16 protein-coding genes are annotated in these 15,766 nt (G+C 72.3%); 5 read left to right on the top strand and 11 right to left on the bottom strand.

Annotated elements, in window-relative coordinates; all coding sequences use genetic code 11:
• Positions 1-192: 192 nt before the first annotated feature.
• The 6 genes from AC6RUA_RS13370 to AC6RUA_RS13345 all read right to left on the bottom strand — a co-directional run bounded on the left by AC6RUA_RS13370 (position 193) and on the right by AC6RUA_RS13345 (position 5,156).
• Entirely contained in the window at positions 193-975 is a 783-nt protein-coding gene (locus AC6RUA_RS13370; RefSeq protein WP_499813499.1) for a metallophosphoesterase, read from the bottom strand.
• 3 nt (positions 976-978) lie between these two features.
• Positions 979-2,790, bottom strand: a complete 1,812-nt coding sequence (locus tag AC6RUA_RS13365; RefSeq protein ID WP_499813498.1) for an RPA family protein — start codon at positions 2,788-2,790, stop codon at positions 979-981.
• Positions 2,787-4,070: a Single-stranded DNA binding protein gene (locus tag AC6RUA_RS13360; RefSeq protein ID WP_499813497.1), complete on the bottom strand. Its 1,284-nt coding sequence runs from the start codon at positions 4,068-4,070 to the stop codon at positions 2,787-2,789. Before AC6RUA_RS13360 ends, AC6RUA_RS13365 begins: the two co-directional genes overlap by 4 nt.
• A gap of 49 nt (positions 4,071-4,119) precedes the next feature.
• On the bottom strand, positions 4,120-4,242 hold the full coding sequence (locus AC6RUA_RS13355; protein WP_499813496.1) for a hypothetical protein: 123 nt from the start codon (positions 4,240-4,242) through the stop codon (positions 4,120-4,122).
• Positions 4,239-4,565: a hypothetical protein gene (locus tag AC6RUA_RS13350; RefSeq protein WP_499813495.1), complete on the bottom strand. Its 327-nt coding sequence runs from the start codon at positions 4,563-4,565 to the stop codon at positions 4,239-4,241. Before AC6RUA_RS13350 ends, AC6RUA_RS13355 begins: the two co-directional genes overlap by 4 nt.
• Positions 4,566-4,730: 165 nt before the next feature.
• Complete coding sequence (locus tag AC6RUA_RS13345; protein ID WP_499813494.1) at positions 4,731-5,156, bottom strand: DUF4112 domain-containing protein; 426 nt, start codon at positions 5,154-5,156, stop codon at positions 4,731-4,733.
• A gap of 129 nt (positions 5,157-5,285) precedes the next feature.
• On the opposite strand from AC6RUA_RS13345, the gene AC6RUA_RS13340 reads away from it, so the two are divergent.
• The gene (locus AC6RUA_RS13340; RefSeq protein WP_499813493.1) at positions 5,286-6,065 is read left to right on the top strand and encodes an SDR family NAD(P)-dependent oxidoreductase; all 780 of its coding nucleotides are present in this window, start codon (positions 5,286-5,288) and stop codon (positions 6,063-6,065) included.
• A gap of 192 nt (positions 6,066-6,257) precedes the next feature.
• Here the strand turns inward: AC6RUA_RS13340 and AC6RUA_RS13335 are convergent, their stop codons facing one another.
• On the bottom strand, positions 6,258-7,073 hold the full coding sequence (locus AC6RUA_RS13335; RefSeq protein ID WP_499813492.1) for a DUF7839 domain-containing protein: 816 nt from the start codon (positions 7,071-7,073) through the stop codon (positions 6,258-6,260).
• 250 nt (positions 7,074-7,323) lie between these two features.
• On the opposite strand from AC6RUA_RS13335, the gene AC6RUA_RS13330 reads away from it, so the two are divergent.
• The gene (locus AC6RUA_RS13330; protein ID WP_499813491.1) at positions 7,324-7,953 is read left to right on the top strand and encodes a DsbA family oxidoreductase; all 630 of its coding nucleotides are present in this window, start codon (positions 7,324-7,326) and stop codon (positions 7,951-7,953) included.
• Between the two features lie 121 nt (positions 7,954-8,074).
• The gene (locus AC6RUA_RS13325) at positions 8,075-8,488 is read left to right on the top strand and encodes a DUF7575 domain-containing protein (protein WP_499813490.1); all 414 of its coding nucleotides are present in this window, start codon (positions 8,075-8,077) and stop codon (positions 8,486-8,488) included.
• A 314-nt stretch (positions 8,489-8,802) separates the two neighbouring features.
• Here AC6RUA_RS13325 and AC6RUA_RS13320 read toward each other — a convergent pair whose 3' ends face one another.
• From AC6RUA_RS13320 to AC6RUA_RS13310, 3 genes are read right to left on the bottom strand one after another with little or no spacing between them, the layout of a single operon-like run.
• Positions 8,803-8,973: a hypothetical protein gene (locus AC6RUA_RS13320; protein ID WP_499813489.1), complete on the bottom strand. Its 171-nt coding sequence runs from the start codon at positions 8,971-8,973 to the stop codon at positions 8,803-8,805.
• A 30-nt stretch (positions 8,974-9,003) separates the two neighbouring features.
• Positions 9,004-10,803, bottom strand: coding sequence for a cbb3-type cytochrome c oxidase subunit I (locus AC6RUA_RS13315; RefSeq protein ID WP_499813488.1), 1,800 nt, complete (start codon positions 10,801-10,803; stop codon positions 9,004-9,006).
• On the bottom strand, positions 10,800-11,267 hold the full coding sequence (locus AC6RUA_RS13310) for a DUF6789 family protein (protein ID WP_499813487.1): 468 nt from the start codon (positions 11,265-11,267) through the stop codon (positions 10,800-10,802). The genes AC6RUA_RS13315 and AC6RUA_RS13310 overlap by 4 nt, the downstream gene beginning before the upstream one ends.
• 205 nt (positions 11,268-11,472) lie before the next feature.
• On the opposite strand from AC6RUA_RS13310, the gene mutS reads away from it, so the two are divergent.
• Together mutS and AC6RUA_RS13300 are read left to right on the top strand one after the other, a co-directional pair.
• On the top strand, positions 11,473-14,229 hold the full coding sequence (gene mutS, locus AC6RUA_RS13305; RefSeq protein WP_499813486.1) for a DNA mismatch repair protein MutS: 2,757 nt from the start codon (positions 11,473-11,475) through the stop codon (positions 14,227-14,229).
• Positions 14,222-14,635, top strand: a complete 414-nt coding sequence (locus tag AC6RUA_RS13300) for an NUDIX hydrolase (RefSeq protein ID WP_499813485.1) — start codon at positions 14,222-14,224, stop codon at positions 14,633-14,635. Before mutS ends, AC6RUA_RS13300 begins: the two co-directional genes overlap by 8 nt.
• Positions 14,636-14,708: 73 nt before the next feature.
• Here AC6RUA_RS13300 and AC6RUA_RS13295 read toward each other — a convergent pair whose 3' ends face one another.
• Entirely contained in the window at positions 14,709-15,659 is a 951-nt protein-coding gene (locus AC6RUA_RS13295) for a TSUP family transporter (protein ID WP_499813484.1), read from the bottom strand.
• Between the last annotated feature and the right edge of the window lie 107 nt (positions 15,660-15,766).

Genomic DNA, 15,766 nt, shown 5'->3' with positions numbered 1-15,766 from the left:
AATAAGCGCGTGCGTCCGGATGTGTGTGAGAACGCCGTATCATTCAGCGTACGATGCCACCACGCCCGAAGGCGTTCTGGTACATCCACCTACACGGTTGCCACACATAAACCCTCCGGTGCTGACGGGTGAAAAGAGGTAGCACACGCCGTCTACCCGCCGGGAACGTGTGATGCGGTGCCACGGTGCGCGTCACACGCGCCGGTACTCGCCCAGACGGGTCCCGTCGAGGAGGTACGCCTCGCCGCGCGCCAGTCCGTCGGGGAGGAACGGGGCGAGGAACGACTGTCCCTCGACGTTCACCCACGTCCCGCCGGAGCGGTCGTTGAACGCCGGGAACACGACGAGTTCGGGGTCGCCCCAGTCGGGGACGTCACCGTGGTGGGCGGCGAACGGGTCGCGGGCGAGCGGGCCGCGCAGCCACGCTTTCTCCGCGCGGCCGGCGCCCACCTCGTCGGCGAGCCTGACCCGCGGGTGTTCGTGGCCCACACAGACCACGCCGGCCGCGAGCACCTCGGGGGCGGGCCACGTGTGTCCGTGGACGATACCGACGTCGCCGAGACGGGCGCCGGCCGCGGGCGTCACGGTCAACCGGTCGCCGAACGCCTCGGCGACGCCGGGGTCGTGGTTTCCCAGCGCGAGCGTGACCGGGACGTCCACCGCGTCGAACAGCGCGGCGAGTTCCGCCCGCTCCGCCTCGCCGGCCCCCCCGATGCGGTGACCCAGGTCGCCGAGCACGACGAGGCGGTCGGCGCCGGTCGCCGCGAGCAGGTCGAGCAGGCGCTCGCGCCGCTCGTCGGCGCGGCTGTCGAGTTCGATCCCGCGCTCGTAGCGCAGGCCCGCCTCGATGCCGGCGTGGTAGTCGGCGACCAGCAACCCCGTCTCGCCGCCGAGCGCTGCCGTCGCCGCCGGCGCGCCGGGGACCGGTTCCACGAGCGCGGCCGCGCCCGGTCGCGACGGGGTCTCGTCGGCCACGGCTCAGATGGGTTTGAGCGTCCCGTCGTCCGGTTCGTAGCACTGCCCGCCCATCAGCGCGTCCTGAATGGCCGCCTCGACGTCGGTCTCGTCGACGCCGTAGCGCTCGACCGCCGCCGTCACTACCTCGTCGCGGTCGGCGCCGTCGCCGTCGTCGAGTTCCGCCATCAGGTCGACGACGGTCTCGTCGAGGTCGACGTCGGCGGCGTCGTCCTCCATCGTCGCCGCCTCGGCGGGGTCCTCGGTCGTCGCCTCCGCCGACTCCTCGGGCGTCGCGTCGGTGGTCTCGGGCGGAACGCCATCGCCGCCCGCCGGGCTCGTGCCGACGTCCTCCTCGGTCGCCGGCTCCGTCGCCGAGGCGGCCGGGTCGGGCTCGGTGTCCAGGTCGTGGTCGACGTCCTCGTCCATCCCGTCGGCCGCGCCCGCCTCGGGGTCGGGCGTCTCGATGCCGGCCTCGCCGGGGTCGGGGACGTCGCCCCCCGAGGCGAACTCGACGCCGTGTTCCGCCTCGGCCTCGCGGCGCTCCTCGTCGCTGAGCGCGTCGTCGAACTCCTCGGGGTCGGTGTCCTCGAAGTCGGTGTCCTCGAAGTCGCCCAGGTCGTCCCCCTCGTCGACACCGCCCACGTCGTCGAACTCGCCCAGGTCGTCGTCCGCCTCGGCGGCGTCCACCTCCGCTCGGCCGTCCGGGTCGGGCGCGGTCACGTCGGCGTCGGCCACGGCCTCCGTCTCGTCCGTCTCCTCGGCGTCCGGCGCTCCCTCGTTCTCGTCGGCCGGGGCGACGGACCCGTCGCTCCCGTCCGCGGTCAGCGGTTCGGCCTCCGTAGTGGTCTCGCCCACCGAGGAGGGGTCGTCGTCGGTCGGGTCGGGCGCCGCCGGTTCGACGTCCGCCATCGTCGCCTCGTCGTCGCTCGTCGCCCCGGGGTCGTCCGCCGTGCCGCCGGGGTCGGCCCCGGTCGTCGCGTCCGTGTCCGTCTCGGACCCGGTACGAGCCGTCTCGGCGTCCGACTCGGCCGCGGTCCCGACTCCCGCGGTCGTCTCGGTCACCGCGACGGTCGGAGAGGCGTCGAAGTCGTACTCGACCGCCGGGAGCGGTCCGAGGTCGGCCGGGCCGGCGTCGCTCGGGTCGGCGTCGAGCGCCCGCACTTCGTCGCGGTCGCCGGCGACGACCTCCAGCGCGTCGACGGCGAGCGTCCGCACGGCCTCGAGGTACCGCTCGGTCGTTCCGTAGTGGTCGACGGCCAGCGGGATACCCGAGGCGAGCGCGGCCGGGACGCCCGCGGCGTCGAGGCGCGCGCGCAGGTCGTCGCCGCGCTCGTCCATCTCCAGCGCGCGCGCGAACACCGCGAGCCGTCGGAGCGTCGCCCGGGCGGCCGAGACGGTCCAGCGGTCGCGCGTCTCCGCGTCGACGGTCGCGAGGCTCTCGGGCCTGACGGAGGTGAACACGCGGTCGGAGTCCTCCGGTCGGAACGTCCGCGCCTTCCCCGTGAGCGCGACGAACGCCGGCGGCTCCGTCCGGTCGAGGAACGCCACCGCGTCGGGCTGGTACTGCCCGGCGTAGGTGACGAACGCGCCCGAGGGGTCGACGACGCGCCCCCTGAGCGTCCCCTCGTTCACCGCCTCCACCTCGGTGAGCACGCCGACGGCGAACAGGCGGTTGACCCGCAGGCCGGTCGGCGTCACCACGTAGTTGGGCGCGCGCTCCTCGTCGCTCTCGGAGTAGTCGAGGTCGGCGTCGTCGAACTCGGCGGCGAAGACGCGGTAGGCCACCTCGCGGGCGCCGGGCCCGTCGTCGCCGTCGCTCCCGTTCGAACTCACGCCTCCACCCCCCGGCCCTCGCCGAGTTCCTCCAGGGCGGCGCGTGCGCGCTCCGCGGGGTCGTCGGCCGTCTCCTCGAACGCGCTCGCGTCGAGGTTGGCGCCGTACTCGTCGACCGAGAGGTGCCCGCGCACGCGGTACTCGCGGCCGACCAGTTTCTCGCGGACGTCGTCGGCGACCACCTCGCGGCTCATCGCGTCGCGTGCCGCGTCGAGCGCGTCCTCGAGCGTTCCGCCGTACACCGTCTCGGTGATGTCGCGCCCGAGGATGGCGGTGACGGTGGCGGTGCCGTCGTCGAGGATGGCCTTCACGCGCAGGTCGTCCTCGGGGTCGACCTGCCCGTGGCTGCGACACTGGCCGTTCTGGACGAGGCGGCCGCACTCGGGGCACCGCTCGATGAGCCCGGAGCCGTCGCGCACCTCGATGACGTTGCCGACGAGCGCCACGTCGTACATCCCGCCCGAGCCGACTGCCTCGGAGACGTCGAGTTCGGGCGCCTCGTCCGACACCTCGACGCTGGCCTCCGACACCGTCGTGAACTCGGTGAGGTTGACCGACGGGACGCCCCGGAACTCGCGGACGTACACGTCCTCGAACCGGAGGTCAGCGTCCGCCTCCACCTCGGGTTTGGGGTCCCAGTCGGTGAACGGGAGTCGGGCCGTCTCGTCACCCAACACGCCCGAGAGGATGGTGGTCTCGCCGTCGCGGCCGTCGATGGTGCGCTCCTCCACCTCGAGCACGCGCGCCTCGACGGTCCGCCCGCGGTCGCCCGGCGAGAGGTCCACCAGGTCCCGCTCGCCGCCCACGTCGTAGGGGACGTCGAGGGTCTCGGACTCGAGCGCGACCGTCGACGACTCGCCCAGGTTGAGTTCGGGCTCTCCCTCCCACTCGCGCACGCCGGCGTTGCCGACGGTGACGGTGTCGCCCGGTTCGAAGCCGAAGTCCTGCCAGGCGGTGTAGGAGACGACGCCGGACTCGTCGGCGAGTTCCCCCTCGCGGATAACCGTCTCGTCGCCCTGGTACCGGATGCGCCGCCGGCCGACCGTGAGCACGCGCACCGTGACGGTGACGTTGCCCGAGTCGGTCGTGACGTCGGCGACGGCCTTCGACTCCGGCGTCGCGCCGTCGCCGCCCCCACCGCCGTACTTCCGGCGGACGGACTGCTTGGCTTCGTCGATGGGAACGCTGTACTCCAGCAGGTTCTCCAGGTCCCGTTTGACCTCCTCTTTGTCTTCGCCGAGAGCGGAGGCGAGCTCCTCGGCGTGTTGGTCGATGTCCATCGCGTCGAACTACCCCGCGCTGACTGTTAAACTCTCCGCGCGCGGTCGCTCACTCCGACTCGGGTGGACGCGCCGCTCGCCCGGACCGCGACGCCGCGAGCCAGCGCCCGCCCGCGCCGAGCAGGAACCCGGGCAGGCCGAGCGCGACCCCGGCGAGGAACGCGACGGTCACGGCGAACGCGGCCCGCGCCGCGAGAGACCCACGACCGGGAGCGCTCCCCCGAACGCGATGCCGACCCCGAACGGCGCGAGCCCCGCGGCCACGAACGCGACGAGCGCGACGGTCACGGGGAACCCGGCGCCGTCGTACGCCGCCACGGCGGCGAGCAGGACGAGGAGCGCGGCGGCGACGACCGACCAGGGGCTGGTCACGTCCGCGAACGGGTCCGCGAGCGTCACCCCGAGCGCGAACGCGCCGAGGCCGAGAACCCCGCCGAGCGCCAGGTACCGGCGGCGCTGTGGCCGCGTTCCGGCGACGGCTCCGAGCGCGCTCACCGCGGTCGTCCCCCCGCGAGACCGCCCCCGCGGTTCCGGAGCGGGTGGGCCTGCCGGTCCGCGGCGCCGGACGGCCCGGCGACTGCGTCGTTCTCGGTCATGCCCACCCGTACCGACGGGGGCGACAAAAACACCGCGGACGACCGCGCGGTCGGCGAGTCGGCGTTACCCGAAGCTGAGCGCCGAGCTGTCGCTCTCGGCGAAACCGCGGTCCCGGGCGTGCCGCTCGATGAGGTCGACGTTCCGCTGGTTCGCCTTCCACGTCGCGTCGAACAGGTCGCCGATGACCGGGACGAACCCGACGCCGGTGTCGATGGCGACGTTGACGAGCATCCGCGCGAGGACGTTCCGGGGGACGCCCATGACGGCTCCCTCGGCGACGATGTACAGCGAGAGGACCGCCGTCGCGGTGTCGCCGGCGACGGGGAGCAGACCGATTATCGGGTCGAGACCGATTCGGGCGTCCGTCCCCGGCACCGGAATGGAGTCGTCGAGGAGTCGGCTCAGCGTTCGCACCCGCGAGAGCGACGCCTCCTCGTCCCTGAACCACGATGACAGCGAACTCGACGCCTGTCGGAGTGCCTGAATCACGTCCCACGCATCACCCCCCACGAGGATAGAGACTGGGGTTGCACACACAGGTTACGCCCGGGTACGTTCGGGGACGCCGGGTGCACTCCGGCCCGCAGAGATTTACGCCGGCCACCAGACAGACCACCCATGAGTCTCAGAGACCGCTTCTCCGTCGCGGGTCGGGTCACCGTCGTCACGGGGGCGTCGAGCGGTATCGGTCGGGAAATCGCGGTGCAGTTCGCCGCCGACGGCGCGGACGTCGTCGTCTGCTCGCGCGAACAGGAGCACGTCGACCCGGTCGCCGAGGAGATAAACGACGACGACGGGGGTCGCTGCCTCGCCGTCGAGTGCGACGTGACCGACCGCGACGCGGTGGACGCACTCGTGGAGGCGACCGTCGAGGAGTTCGGCCGCATCGACGTGCTGGTCAACAACGCCGGCGTGGCGTCCACGAGTCCGTTCGAGGACATCGCCGAAGAGGACTGGAAGCGCGTCGTCGACGTGCACCTCCACGGCGCGTACCACTGCACGCAGGCGGCCGGCGAACACCTCGACACGACCGACGGCGTCGTCGTCAACGTCGCCAGCGTGGCCGGCACGCGCTCGGCCCGGTACATGAGCCACTACGGCGCGGCGAACGCCGGGATCATCAACCTCACCGAGACGCTCGCGGTCGAGTGGGCGCGCCACGACGTGCGCGTGAACTGCGTCACCCCCGGCTACGTCGCGACGCCGGACATCGAGGAACAGATGGGTATCTCGGCCGACGACGTCGACCGCGGCGACGTGGACCGCCGCATCGGGGTGAGCGAAGAGATCGCGGACGTGGTGCGCTTCCTCGCGAGCGACGCCGCCTCGTTCGTCACGGGCGAGACGGTCGCCGCACAGGGGATTCCCCCGTCCGAGGAACTGCCCGACGTCTCCTGAGTACGTGGAAAGCCCGCGCTCACACCGCGATGCTCGCCAGCGCGAGCGCGGCCGTAATCGTCACCGCGAACACCGCCGCGGTCGCGAGACCCATGCGAACCCGAGCACCCGTCGTCGTGTTCATACCGATAGGTGAATCCTGATTACCAAATAGGTGACTTCCCAAGTATCAAAATAGAGATTGAGAGGGTGCTACCCGTGCGGCGCGGTCGCGTCGACCACCTCGTAGGGAACGCCGGTCTCCCGGAGGCGGTCGGTGTGCGCCGAGAGGTCGGCCGCCACGGCGAGCAGGAGGACGTCCAGCCCCTTCGTCGCCGCCTCTTCGACGGCCGCCGCGGTGCCGAACCGCACGTCCGGGTCGACGCCGGCCGCGCGGGCGGCCGCGAGCGCCTCGGTCCCGGCGACGGCGACGACCGAGTTGTCGGCCGCGAGCGCGCGGACCCGGTCGGGGTCGAGCGCGCGGCTCCCCCCTTCCGTGACGGACGGGACGACGAGGGCCGTGACGGTGCCGAGGTCGTAGTCGATGAGTCCCTCGAAGTCCGTCACCCCGACGTCGGCGCCGGCCTCGGCTGCCGTGACCGTCACCGCCGTCGCGCCGTCGCCCCCCGCGTCGGGCGTCGCGCGGAGGACGCCGTCGCGCATCGACAGCGAGACGCGCCGCCCCTCGCTCACGTCGGCGGTCGCGAGCGCCGTCTCCACGGCCACCTCGTCCAACACGTCCGAGGAGACGTGCTCGACGTACTCGCGGAGCGCGTCGGTCTGGCCGTTCACCCAGTCGACGCCCTCCTTCGTCACCTCGTAGCGCCCGCGGCCCTCGCGGCGAACCGCGCCGTCGTCGACGAGTTCGCTCAGGTGCTCGGAGACGGCCTGCGCGGTCACGCCGATGGCCTCGGCTATCTCGCGCTGGCTCACCGCGGGCTGTCGCTCGGCGATCTCGACCAGGATGCGGTACCGGGTCGCGTCCCGCTTGTTCCGGAGGACCGCCGAGTCGGCGCGTCCGTCGCTCATGCACGACTGGTACGCGACCGGACGCAAGTAGCTTTGTGGACCGCCGCCGGATTCGGCCGACTCGCGCGGTCGACGACAACTCGGGTTGTCCCGGCTCAACTCCGGTTGTCGGCGACGCAAGCGGGCTTGTCGTCCGGCGCGCCGCCGACGCGGCGCCGCGCGGAGTCGCGTCGGGATGCACACGCCGGGTCGTGTGCGAGCGACGCGACGGAGCGGCCGCTTTTTGTGAGCCAGGGCCGGACGGGGACGTGTGAGTCAGGAGACGACGCCGACGGTCACGGTGTTCTCGGACTACGTCTGCCCGTTCTGCTACCTGGGTCGCGCGTCGCTCGACCGGTACGAGCGCCGGCGCGACGACGCGCTCGCGACGGAGTGGCATCCGTTCGACCTGCGCGGGCACAAGCGCGACGGGGACGGAACCATCGACCGGTCGGTCGACGACGGGAAGGACGAAGCGTACTTCGAACGGGTCCGCGAGAACGTGGAACGGCTCGAAGCGCAGTACGGCGTCGACGTGGACCTCGACGCGACGCCGGACGTCGACTCGTGGGACGCCCAGAAGGCGGCACTCTACGTGCGCGAGGCCGACCCCGACTCGTTCGAGGCGTTCGACGACGCCCTGTTCGAGGCGTACTGGACCGACCACCGCGACATCGCCGACGCGGACGTCCTCGTCGACGTCGCCTCGGAGGTCGGTCTCGACGCGGACGCCGTCGCGGACGCCCTCGAGAGCGACGAGTGGGACGACGCGCTCGAAGCGGAGTTCCGCGAGGCCCGCGAACTGGGCGTCACCGGCGTCCCCACCTTCGTCCACGGGCGTCAAGCCGCCCGCGGAGCGGTCCCTCCCGACCGGCTCGAACGACTCGTCGAGTCCGAGTGACGCGACCGGGAGGCGTGGAGTGGGTCGAGGCCGGCCCCGAAAGAGCGCGCGAGGAGCGTGGAGAGCGTCTGGCGATGGCCCGTACCGACGGCCTTTTACGACCCGCCCCGTCGGTTCGTGCATGAACGGCGACGGTTCCGGTCCCCGCCCGTGGCTGGCGGGCCTCCTCGCGTTCCTGGTCACCGGCCTCGGCCACGCGTACCTCCGCCGGTGGGCGCGGGCGCTGGGGTGGTTCCTGGTCACGTTCGCCGTCACCGTCGTGTTCGTCCCCGAGACGGCCGTCGAGGCGCTCGCGGAGGGGACGAGCGTCGACCCCGTCGCGCTCGCGCCGACGCTCGCCGTCATCGGCGCGAGCGCCGTCGACGCGTACCTCCTCGCGCGGCTCGCGCGGACCGCTCCCCCGCCGGCGGAGACGGAGCCGGGCCACACCTGTCCCAACTGCGGGCGGGAGACCGACCCGGACCTGAGCTTCTGTCCGTGGTGCTCCGCGGAACTCGCGTCGCCCGGCGGGTCGACCCCCGAGGAGAGCCGCTGACCGACGGCCCACTCGGATCCGCTCGGTCCCGCTCGCGGCGGTGAGCGATACGGTTATTGCGCTCTCCCCCGACCACCGGTGGGTATGGCACTGGTCGACAGCGTCGTCGTCTTCGGGGTGAGCGCGCTCATCGGCGGGTTCGGTATCTACGTCGGAGCGCGCCTGCTCACCGGCCAGCGCGGGTACGAGCGCGCGGTGTGGACGGCGCTCGCCGGGGCGCTCGTGTGGGGCGTCACGAGCGCGCTGTTCGGGTGGATTCCGGTCGTCGGTCCGCTCGTCGTGCTCGTCGCCTACGTCGGCGTCATCGGCTGGCGCTACCCGGGCGGGTGGGTCACGGCCGCCGGCATCGCGCTCGCCGGGTGGCTCGCCGCGTCCTCCTCCTCGGCGCGCTCGCGTCGCTCGGTGTCACGTCGTTCTCGGCGGTCGGCATCCCGTGGCTGTAACCGCGCGCCGGACCGGTCGCCGTCGACCGGACTCGGAGCCACGGGCGGCGAGCGCCGCTCGGTCCCGGCCGTTCAGTCGTCCTCGCGGAGGTCCGAGACGCGCTCGCGCCGGCGCTGCTCCAGGTGGCGCTCGAACCACGCCCACTCCCGGGTGAACTGGCCGGTCCGCTTCAGGTCCCACACGTCCGCGTCCGTGACGTGCGGGCCGGTCCGGACCGACTGGACGACGTTGAACAGCCACAGCGCCACGCTGACGCCGATTATCGCCGCGCCGCCGGTCGCGACCCAGTGGAGCGGGAGCCACGAGGGGTGCGTGCCGGTGTACGCCGCGTAGGAGGCGTACCGGCGCGGGTGGCCGCCGTACCCCAGTAGAATCATCGGGAAGAACGTGACGAACACGCCGGTGATGAGCGTGTACGCCTGCACTCGGGCGAGGCGGCGGTTGTACATCCGGCGCGTGATGAGAGGGAACCAGTAGTAGCCGGCGGCGAACGCCGCCATCGTGATGACCCCCATCACGATGAAGTGGAAGTGGCCGACGACGTAGTACGTCCCGTGGAGCAGGCGGTCGACCGGAATCGACGCGAGGAAGACGCCGGTCACGCCGCCGACGACGAACAGGCCGACGCCGCCGATACAGAGTATCATCGGGGCGGTCAGCCGGATGCGCCCGCGCCACAGGGTCGTCATCCAGTTGAACGTCTTCACCGCGCTGGGAACGGCGATGGCGAGCGTGACGGCCATGAAACTCGCCTGCAGGCGCGGGTCGATGCCCGTGGCGAACATGTGGTGCGCCCAGACGCCGAACGAGAGCACGCCGATGGCGAGCGTCGAGTAGACGATGAAGCGGAAGCCGAACAGCTTCCGACCGGCGAACTTCGGGAGGACGAGGCTCACGATACCGAACGCCGGCAGGACGAGGATGTACACCTCGGGGTGACCGAAGAACCAGAACAGGTGCTGCCAGAGGATGGGGCCGCCGCCCTCCTGCGCGAAGAACGTGGTACCGAAGTTGCGGTCCATGAGCAGCATCACGAGCGCGCTCCCGAGCAGCGGGAACGCGAACAGGATGATGCCGGCCGTCGTGACCAGCGTCCACGTCAGGATGTCGAGGTCCGCCCACGTCACCTCCGGAGAGCGCTCGGCGATGACCGTGACGAGGATGTTCACCGCGCCGACGACCGTCGCGATACCCGAGAGGTGGAGCCCCAGCAGCATCAGGTCGACCTGCGGGTTCGTGAGCGTGGTCGAGAGCGGCGTGTAGATGGTCCACCCCGTCGTGGGCGGGCGGAGCAGGAAGAACACCTCGACGACCGCGTCGAGTCCCGACGCGTCGACGCCCAGGCCCCGCCGGAGGGCGTCGAGCACCTTCGCGGCCACCTCCGTGATGAGCCCCGCGCGCACGAGGACCAGCGACGGCGGGAGCAGCCAGAACCCGAGCGCGTTCGCCCGGGGGAACGCCATGTCGTCCGCGCCGACCAGCAGGGGGATGAAGTAGTTCGCCATCCCCGTGAACGCCGGCGTGACGAAGAAGAACAGCATCGTCAGCCCGTGGGTGGTGAACAGCGCGTTGTACGTCTCCTCGGACCAGACGGTGGCGCCCGGCGAGAGGAGCTCCGTCCGTATCATCATCGCGTCGGTGCCGCCCCACAGCGCCGCGACGAACGCGAAGCTCAGGTACAACAGCCCGATGTCGCGGTGGTTGACGGTCGTGAGCCACCGGACCGGGTCGACCGGGAGCGCCGACCGGACGCCCGACAGCGGGAGCGTCCGCGTCCCGCCGTCGGCGCGGACCCGGCGGCGCGACAGCCGCCACCCCGCGAGCAGGAGCGCGACGGCGAGGAGGGCGGCGACGGCGGCGTACCCGGTCATTCCCGGCCCCCGGCCTCCCGCTCGCCGGGGAACGGTCGCGCACGCGCCGCCGTCTCGCCCGAGAGGTTCCCGTACACGGCCCCGAGGACGAAGCCGTAGGCGATGTGCGCGACCAGCGTGAGCACGGCGTACACCACGAGGATGGGACCCGCGAGCGTCCCCCGTCCGAGGACGACGAACGCGACCCACAGCGGAATGGCGAAGCCGATGCCGCGGATGGCCGGGTCGGGGCCGAGCGGGAGGTACGCCTCGAGCGCGACGAACACCAGCGGCCACGCGAACGTCCCGGCGGCGAGGAACAACAGGAAGCCGAACAGCAGGTTGCCCGGAAGTCCGACGAACCGCGCGACCACGTCGAAGATGCCGATGCGCGAGCGCGTCTCCACCTCGATGACCAGCAGCGCGACCGAGAGCACCGCCACCCCGACGGCACCGCCGATCACCGCACTCGTCGGCTTGTTCATGTAGCGACTAACCCGGGCCACCGTCAAAAGCGTACACACCAGTTCCCTAGCTGTGACCCGCCGACGAGACGGGGAGGGAACGACCTCGTCCCGTCAGTGAGGTGCACTGTCGGCCACCGTCGAAGTGGAATCGACAGCCCGTCGACGTCTCAGTCCGCCGGCAGAACCCGTAGGGCTTTACCGACCGACCTCCCCACTCGGTAGTATGTCGAACGAGGCCGGCGGCATCGTCGGGGAGTTCCTCTCCCTGAAGGAGTCGACGGACGCGGACGTACTCGCCATGCAGTGCGGGGACTTCTACGAGTTCTTCGCCGACGACGCGGAACTGGTGGCCGCGGAACTCGACCTGCGCGTGTCACAGAAGTCCAGTCACGGCTCCTCGTACCCGATGGCCGGGGTTCCGCTGTCGGAACTCACGCCGTACCTCACCGCGCTGGTCGAGCGGGGGTACCGCGTCGCCGTCGCCGACCAGTACGAGACGGACGACGGCCACGCCCGCCGAATCGAGCGCGTGGTGTCGCCGGGGACGGTAGTCGACCCCGACGGCGCGGCGGCGCGCTACCTCGCGGCCGTCGAGCGTGAAGGCGGGACCTACGGACTGGCGTTCGCGGACGTGACGACCGGGCGGTTCCGCGCGGCCGCCGTCGAGTCGGCCGCCGACGTGCGCGCGGAACTCCACCGGTTCGCGCCGGTCGAACTGCTCCCCGGGCCGGGCGTCCGCGACGACGAGGAGTGGGCGGCCGTCAGCGAGGACACCGACGCGCGCGTGACGCCCCACGCGACGGAGGCGTTCGCCCCGGGGCGGGCGCGCCACCGTCTCCGGGAGCAGTTCGGGCGCGAGACGCTCGACGCCGTGGGGCTGGAGGCGGACGCCGCCGTCGCGGCCGCCGGCGCGGTGCTCCACTACGTCGAGGAGACGGGCGCGGGCGTGCTCGCGTCGATGACGCGGCTGGGGACGCTCGACCCCGGGGGGCGGGTCGCGCTCGACGCGACGACCCAGCGGAACCTCGAACTCACCGAGACGATGCAGGGACAGCGGGACGGAACGCTGCTGTCGACGCTCGACCGCACCGAGACGGCCGCCGGCTCCCGACTCCTCCGCGAGTGGGTCACCCGGCCGCGGCGCGACCGGGCGGAACTGGAGCGGCGCCACGACGCCGTCGCCGCGCTCGCGTCGGCCGCGCTCGCCCGCGACCGCCTGCTGGACGCGCTCGACGGGACCGCGGACCTGGAGCGGCTGGCCGCCCGCGCCACCAGCGGGAGCGCGGACCCCCGCGCGCTCGCGGCCGTCCGCGACGCGCTCGGTCGGGTGCCCGCGCTCGCGTCGGCCATCGAGGGGACGCCCCTCGCGGACTCGCCCGTCGCTGACGTGCTCGCGCGGCCGGACCAGACGGCCGCTCGGGCGCTCCACGACGAACTCGACGAGGCGCTCGCGCCCGACCCGCCGGGGACGCCGAGCGAGGGGGGCGTCATCGCCCGCGGCTACGACGCGGACCTCGACGAACTCGTCGCCGAGTACGAGGAGGCGCGCGAGTGGCTGGACACGCTCGCCGAACGGGAGAAGCGCCGCCACGGTCTCTCGCACGTCACTGTCGACCGGAACAAGACCGACGGCTACTACGTGCAGGTGGGCAAGTCCGCCGCCGACGGCGTCCCCGAGGGCTACCGCGAGATAAAGACGCTGAAGAACTCCAAGCGGTTCGTCACCGACGAACTCCAGGAGCGCGAGCGGCAGGTGTTGCGACTGGAGGAGTCGCGCGGCGAACTGGAGTCCGAACTGTTCCGCGACCTGCGCGAGGCGGTCGCCGACCGGTCGGAACTCCTCCAGGACGTGGGACGGGCGCTCGCGGAACTCGACGCGCTCGCGTCGCTCGCCGACCACGCCGCCGCCAACGACTGGGTCCGGCCCGAGGTGGTCGAGGAGGGCGACCTCTCCATCGAGGCGGGCCGCCACCCGGTCGTCGAGCGCACGACCGACTTCGTGCCGAACGACCTCCGGATGGACGACGAGCGGGGGTTCCTGCTCGTCACCGGCCCGAACATGAGCGGGAAGTCGACGTACATGCGCCAGTGCGCGCTCGTGGTCCTGCTGGCGCAGGCGGGGAGTTTCGTCCCCGCGGACGCCGCGACCGTCCCCCTCGTCGACGGCATCTACACCCGCGTCGGCGCGCTCGACGAACTCGCGCAGGGCCGCTCCACGTTCATGGTCGAGATGCAGGAGTTGAGCAACATCCTCCACTCCGCGACGGAGGACTCGCTCGTCATCCTCGACGAGGTGGGGCGGGGGACGGCGACGTACGACGGCATCTCCATCGCGTGGGCGGCGACGGAGTACGTCCACAACGAGGTGCGCGCGCGGACGCTCTTCGCGACGCACTACCACGAACTCACGGCGCTCGCGGACCACCTCCCGCGGGTCGCCAACGTCCACGTCGCCGCGGAGGAACGCGACGGCGAGGTGACGTTCCTCCGGCGGGTCCGCGACGGCCCGACCGACCGCTCGTACGGCGTCCACGTCGCCGACCTCGCCGGGGTTCCCCGCCCCGTCGTCGACCGGGCGGGCGAGGTACTCGACCGCCTGCGCGACGAGAAGGCCATCGAGGCGCGCGGGGCGCGCGGCGGGGCGAGCAGCGGCGGGGGAACCACGCAGGCCGTGTTCGACCTCTCGGCGGGCGAGTTCGCCGCCGGCACCGGCGACGGTTCGACCCCTTCGAACGGCGCTCGACGAACCGGTAACGGCGACACTGACCGGGGCGAACGCGCGGGCACCGACGCGGGCGCGGCGACGGTCGAGCGGGAGCGCGAGGAGGGACCCCCGTCCGCCGCGGACGACGCGCTCCCGCCCGCCGTCGAGGCGGTGGTAGCGGAGGTACGGGAGGCGGACGTGAACGGCACTTCGCCGCTGGAACTCGCCGGGAAGGTGCGCGAGTGGCAGGAGCGGCTGGAGGCCGACGATGACTGACCGGCCGCTCCGCGCGACGGTGAGCCAGCGGGGCGTCCTGTTCGGCCCGCGCGGGGAGGTGCTCGTCGTCCGCCGCGCGACCGACGGCGGGTGGGAACTCCCCGGAGGCCGCCTCGGCGCCGAGGAGAACGCGGTCGTCGGTCTCCGCCGAGAGGTCGAAGAGGAGACGGGGCTGGTCCCCGAGGTCGCCGGCGCGGTCCACGCGTTCGCGTGGCGAAACGACGACGACGACGGCCGGTTCGCGGTGTACTACGCCTGCTGGGCCGACAGCCGGTCGGTGGCGCTGAGCCACGAACACACCGAGTACGAGTGGCTCCCCGCCGACACCGCCGTCGAGCGGTTGAGCGGCCCGCAGGGCGACGCGGTCGAACGCGCGCTCGACGACGACCCCGCGCCCGGTCCCTGAGTCGGGTGAGAACGGGGAAGAGCGGGGGGAGAAGAGAGAAGCGCGGGTCGGGGGCGAGCGCGACCCCGCCGTCTCAGTGCGCCGTGCCGAACAGGAGCGTCCGCGCGACGACGAACAGTCCGACGAGGAGGTACGCGCTCATCAGCATCTTCATCACCGCCCCTTCGGAGAGCCGGCTGTTGAGGAACGCGCCCATCTGCCCGCCGAACAGGCAGCCCACGGCGACGAAGATTCCGACCCCGAACGGGACGGTGAACCCCTCGCCCGCGACGGCCGGCGCGAACCGGAGCAGCGCGAGGTTCGCCACCAGCGCCGCGACGATGGTGAGGTGGAGGACGAACGCGCTGGTCCCGGTCGAGACGCGGATGGAGACCTGCTTGCGCACGGTGAGCATCGTCTGCGTGAGTTCGCCGACCGCGATACCGACGAGACCGGCGAGCAGACCGCCGACGCCCGCGAGCGCGGTGTCGAGCGGTTCGAGGTCGAACTCGCGGGTCCCGGCGCCAGGCTCGCCACCGTCCGCGAGGAGGCGCGTCCGCGGTTCGTACTCGTCGGGGAGCGCGTCGACCAGTCCGAGCACGGGCTTCTCGCCGAGCGTCTCGACGAGCGAGGGTCCGTGTTCGTGCGACTCGTAGAGTACGAGCGAGAGCGCCACGAGCAGACCCCCGAACGCCAGCATCAGGACGTTCGAGGGGACGTAGTACGACCCCGCGCGGGCGACGACGGCGACCGGGACGGTGACGGCGAGCACCTGCTTCGCGACGTGGAAGTCGATCTGGTGGCGGAACCAGTAGGCGGCGACGCTGGAGGAGTACCCGAACAGTTCCACGAACAGCGCCAGGCCGATTGCGGCGTTCACCCCGACGGCGGGGAACCCGGGGACCACCCGGGGGAACACGAACAGGAACGCGGGCGTGAACAGCACGGCCGCCTCCATGGCGAACGTGTTGACCGTCGTGGCGATGGTGAACCCGAGCAGGACGAGCAACACCAACCCGAGCGGCGGGACCCCCGTGCCGAACATCAGTGGTCCCTCCCGGACCGGGCGAACGGTACACGGTCGGCTCTCGTCGTGCGGTCTCCGGAGAACGGGTGTGGCACGCTACGTGCACCGAGTCCGGACTCGACGGT

Source organism: Halorarum sp. SLYT50 (genome assembly GCF_059821265.1).
The sequence above is the reverse complement of the archived record's forward strand: the minus strand, read 5'-3'. Positions and strand labels throughout refer to the sequence as shown.

Coding starts and splice junctions, on each gene's coding strand:
- AC6RUA_RS13360 (WP_499813497.1), bottom strand. CDS start 4,070: ATGGACATCGACCAACACGCCGAGGAGCTCGCCTCCGCTCTCGGCGAA.
- AC6RUA_RS13340 (WP_499813493.1), top strand. CDS start 5,286: ATGAGTCTCAGAGACCGCTTCTCCGTCGCGGGTCGGGTCACCGTCGTC.
- AC6RUA_RS13335 (WP_499813492.1), bottom strand. CDS start 7,073: ATGAGCGACGGACGCGCCGACTCGGCGGTCCTCCGGAACAAGCGGGAC.
- AC6RUA_RS13325 (WP_499813490.1), top strand. CDS start 8,075: ATGAACGGCGACGGTTCCGGTCCCCGCCCGTGGCTGGCGGGCCTCCTC.
- AC6RUA_RS13315 (WP_499813488.1), bottom strand. CDS start 10,803: ATGACCGGGTACGCCGCCGTCGCCGCCCTCCTCGCCGTCGCGCTCCTG.
- AC6RUA_RS13310 (WP_499813487.1), bottom strand. CDS start 11,267: ATGAACAAGCCGACGAGTGCGGTGATCGGCGGTGCCGTCGGGGTGGCG.
- mutS (WP_499813486.1), top strand. CDS start 11,473: ATGTCGAACGAGGCCGGCGGCATCGTCGGGGAGTTCCTCTCCCTGAAG.
- AC6RUA_RS13300 (WP_499813485.1), top strand. CDS start 14,222: ATGACTGACCGGCCGCTCCGCGCGACGGTGAGCCAGCGGGGCGTCCTG.
- AC6RUA_RS13295 (WP_499813484.1), bottom strand. CDS start 15,659: ATGTTCGGCACGGGGGTCCCGCCGCTCGGGTTGGTGTTGCTCGTCCTG.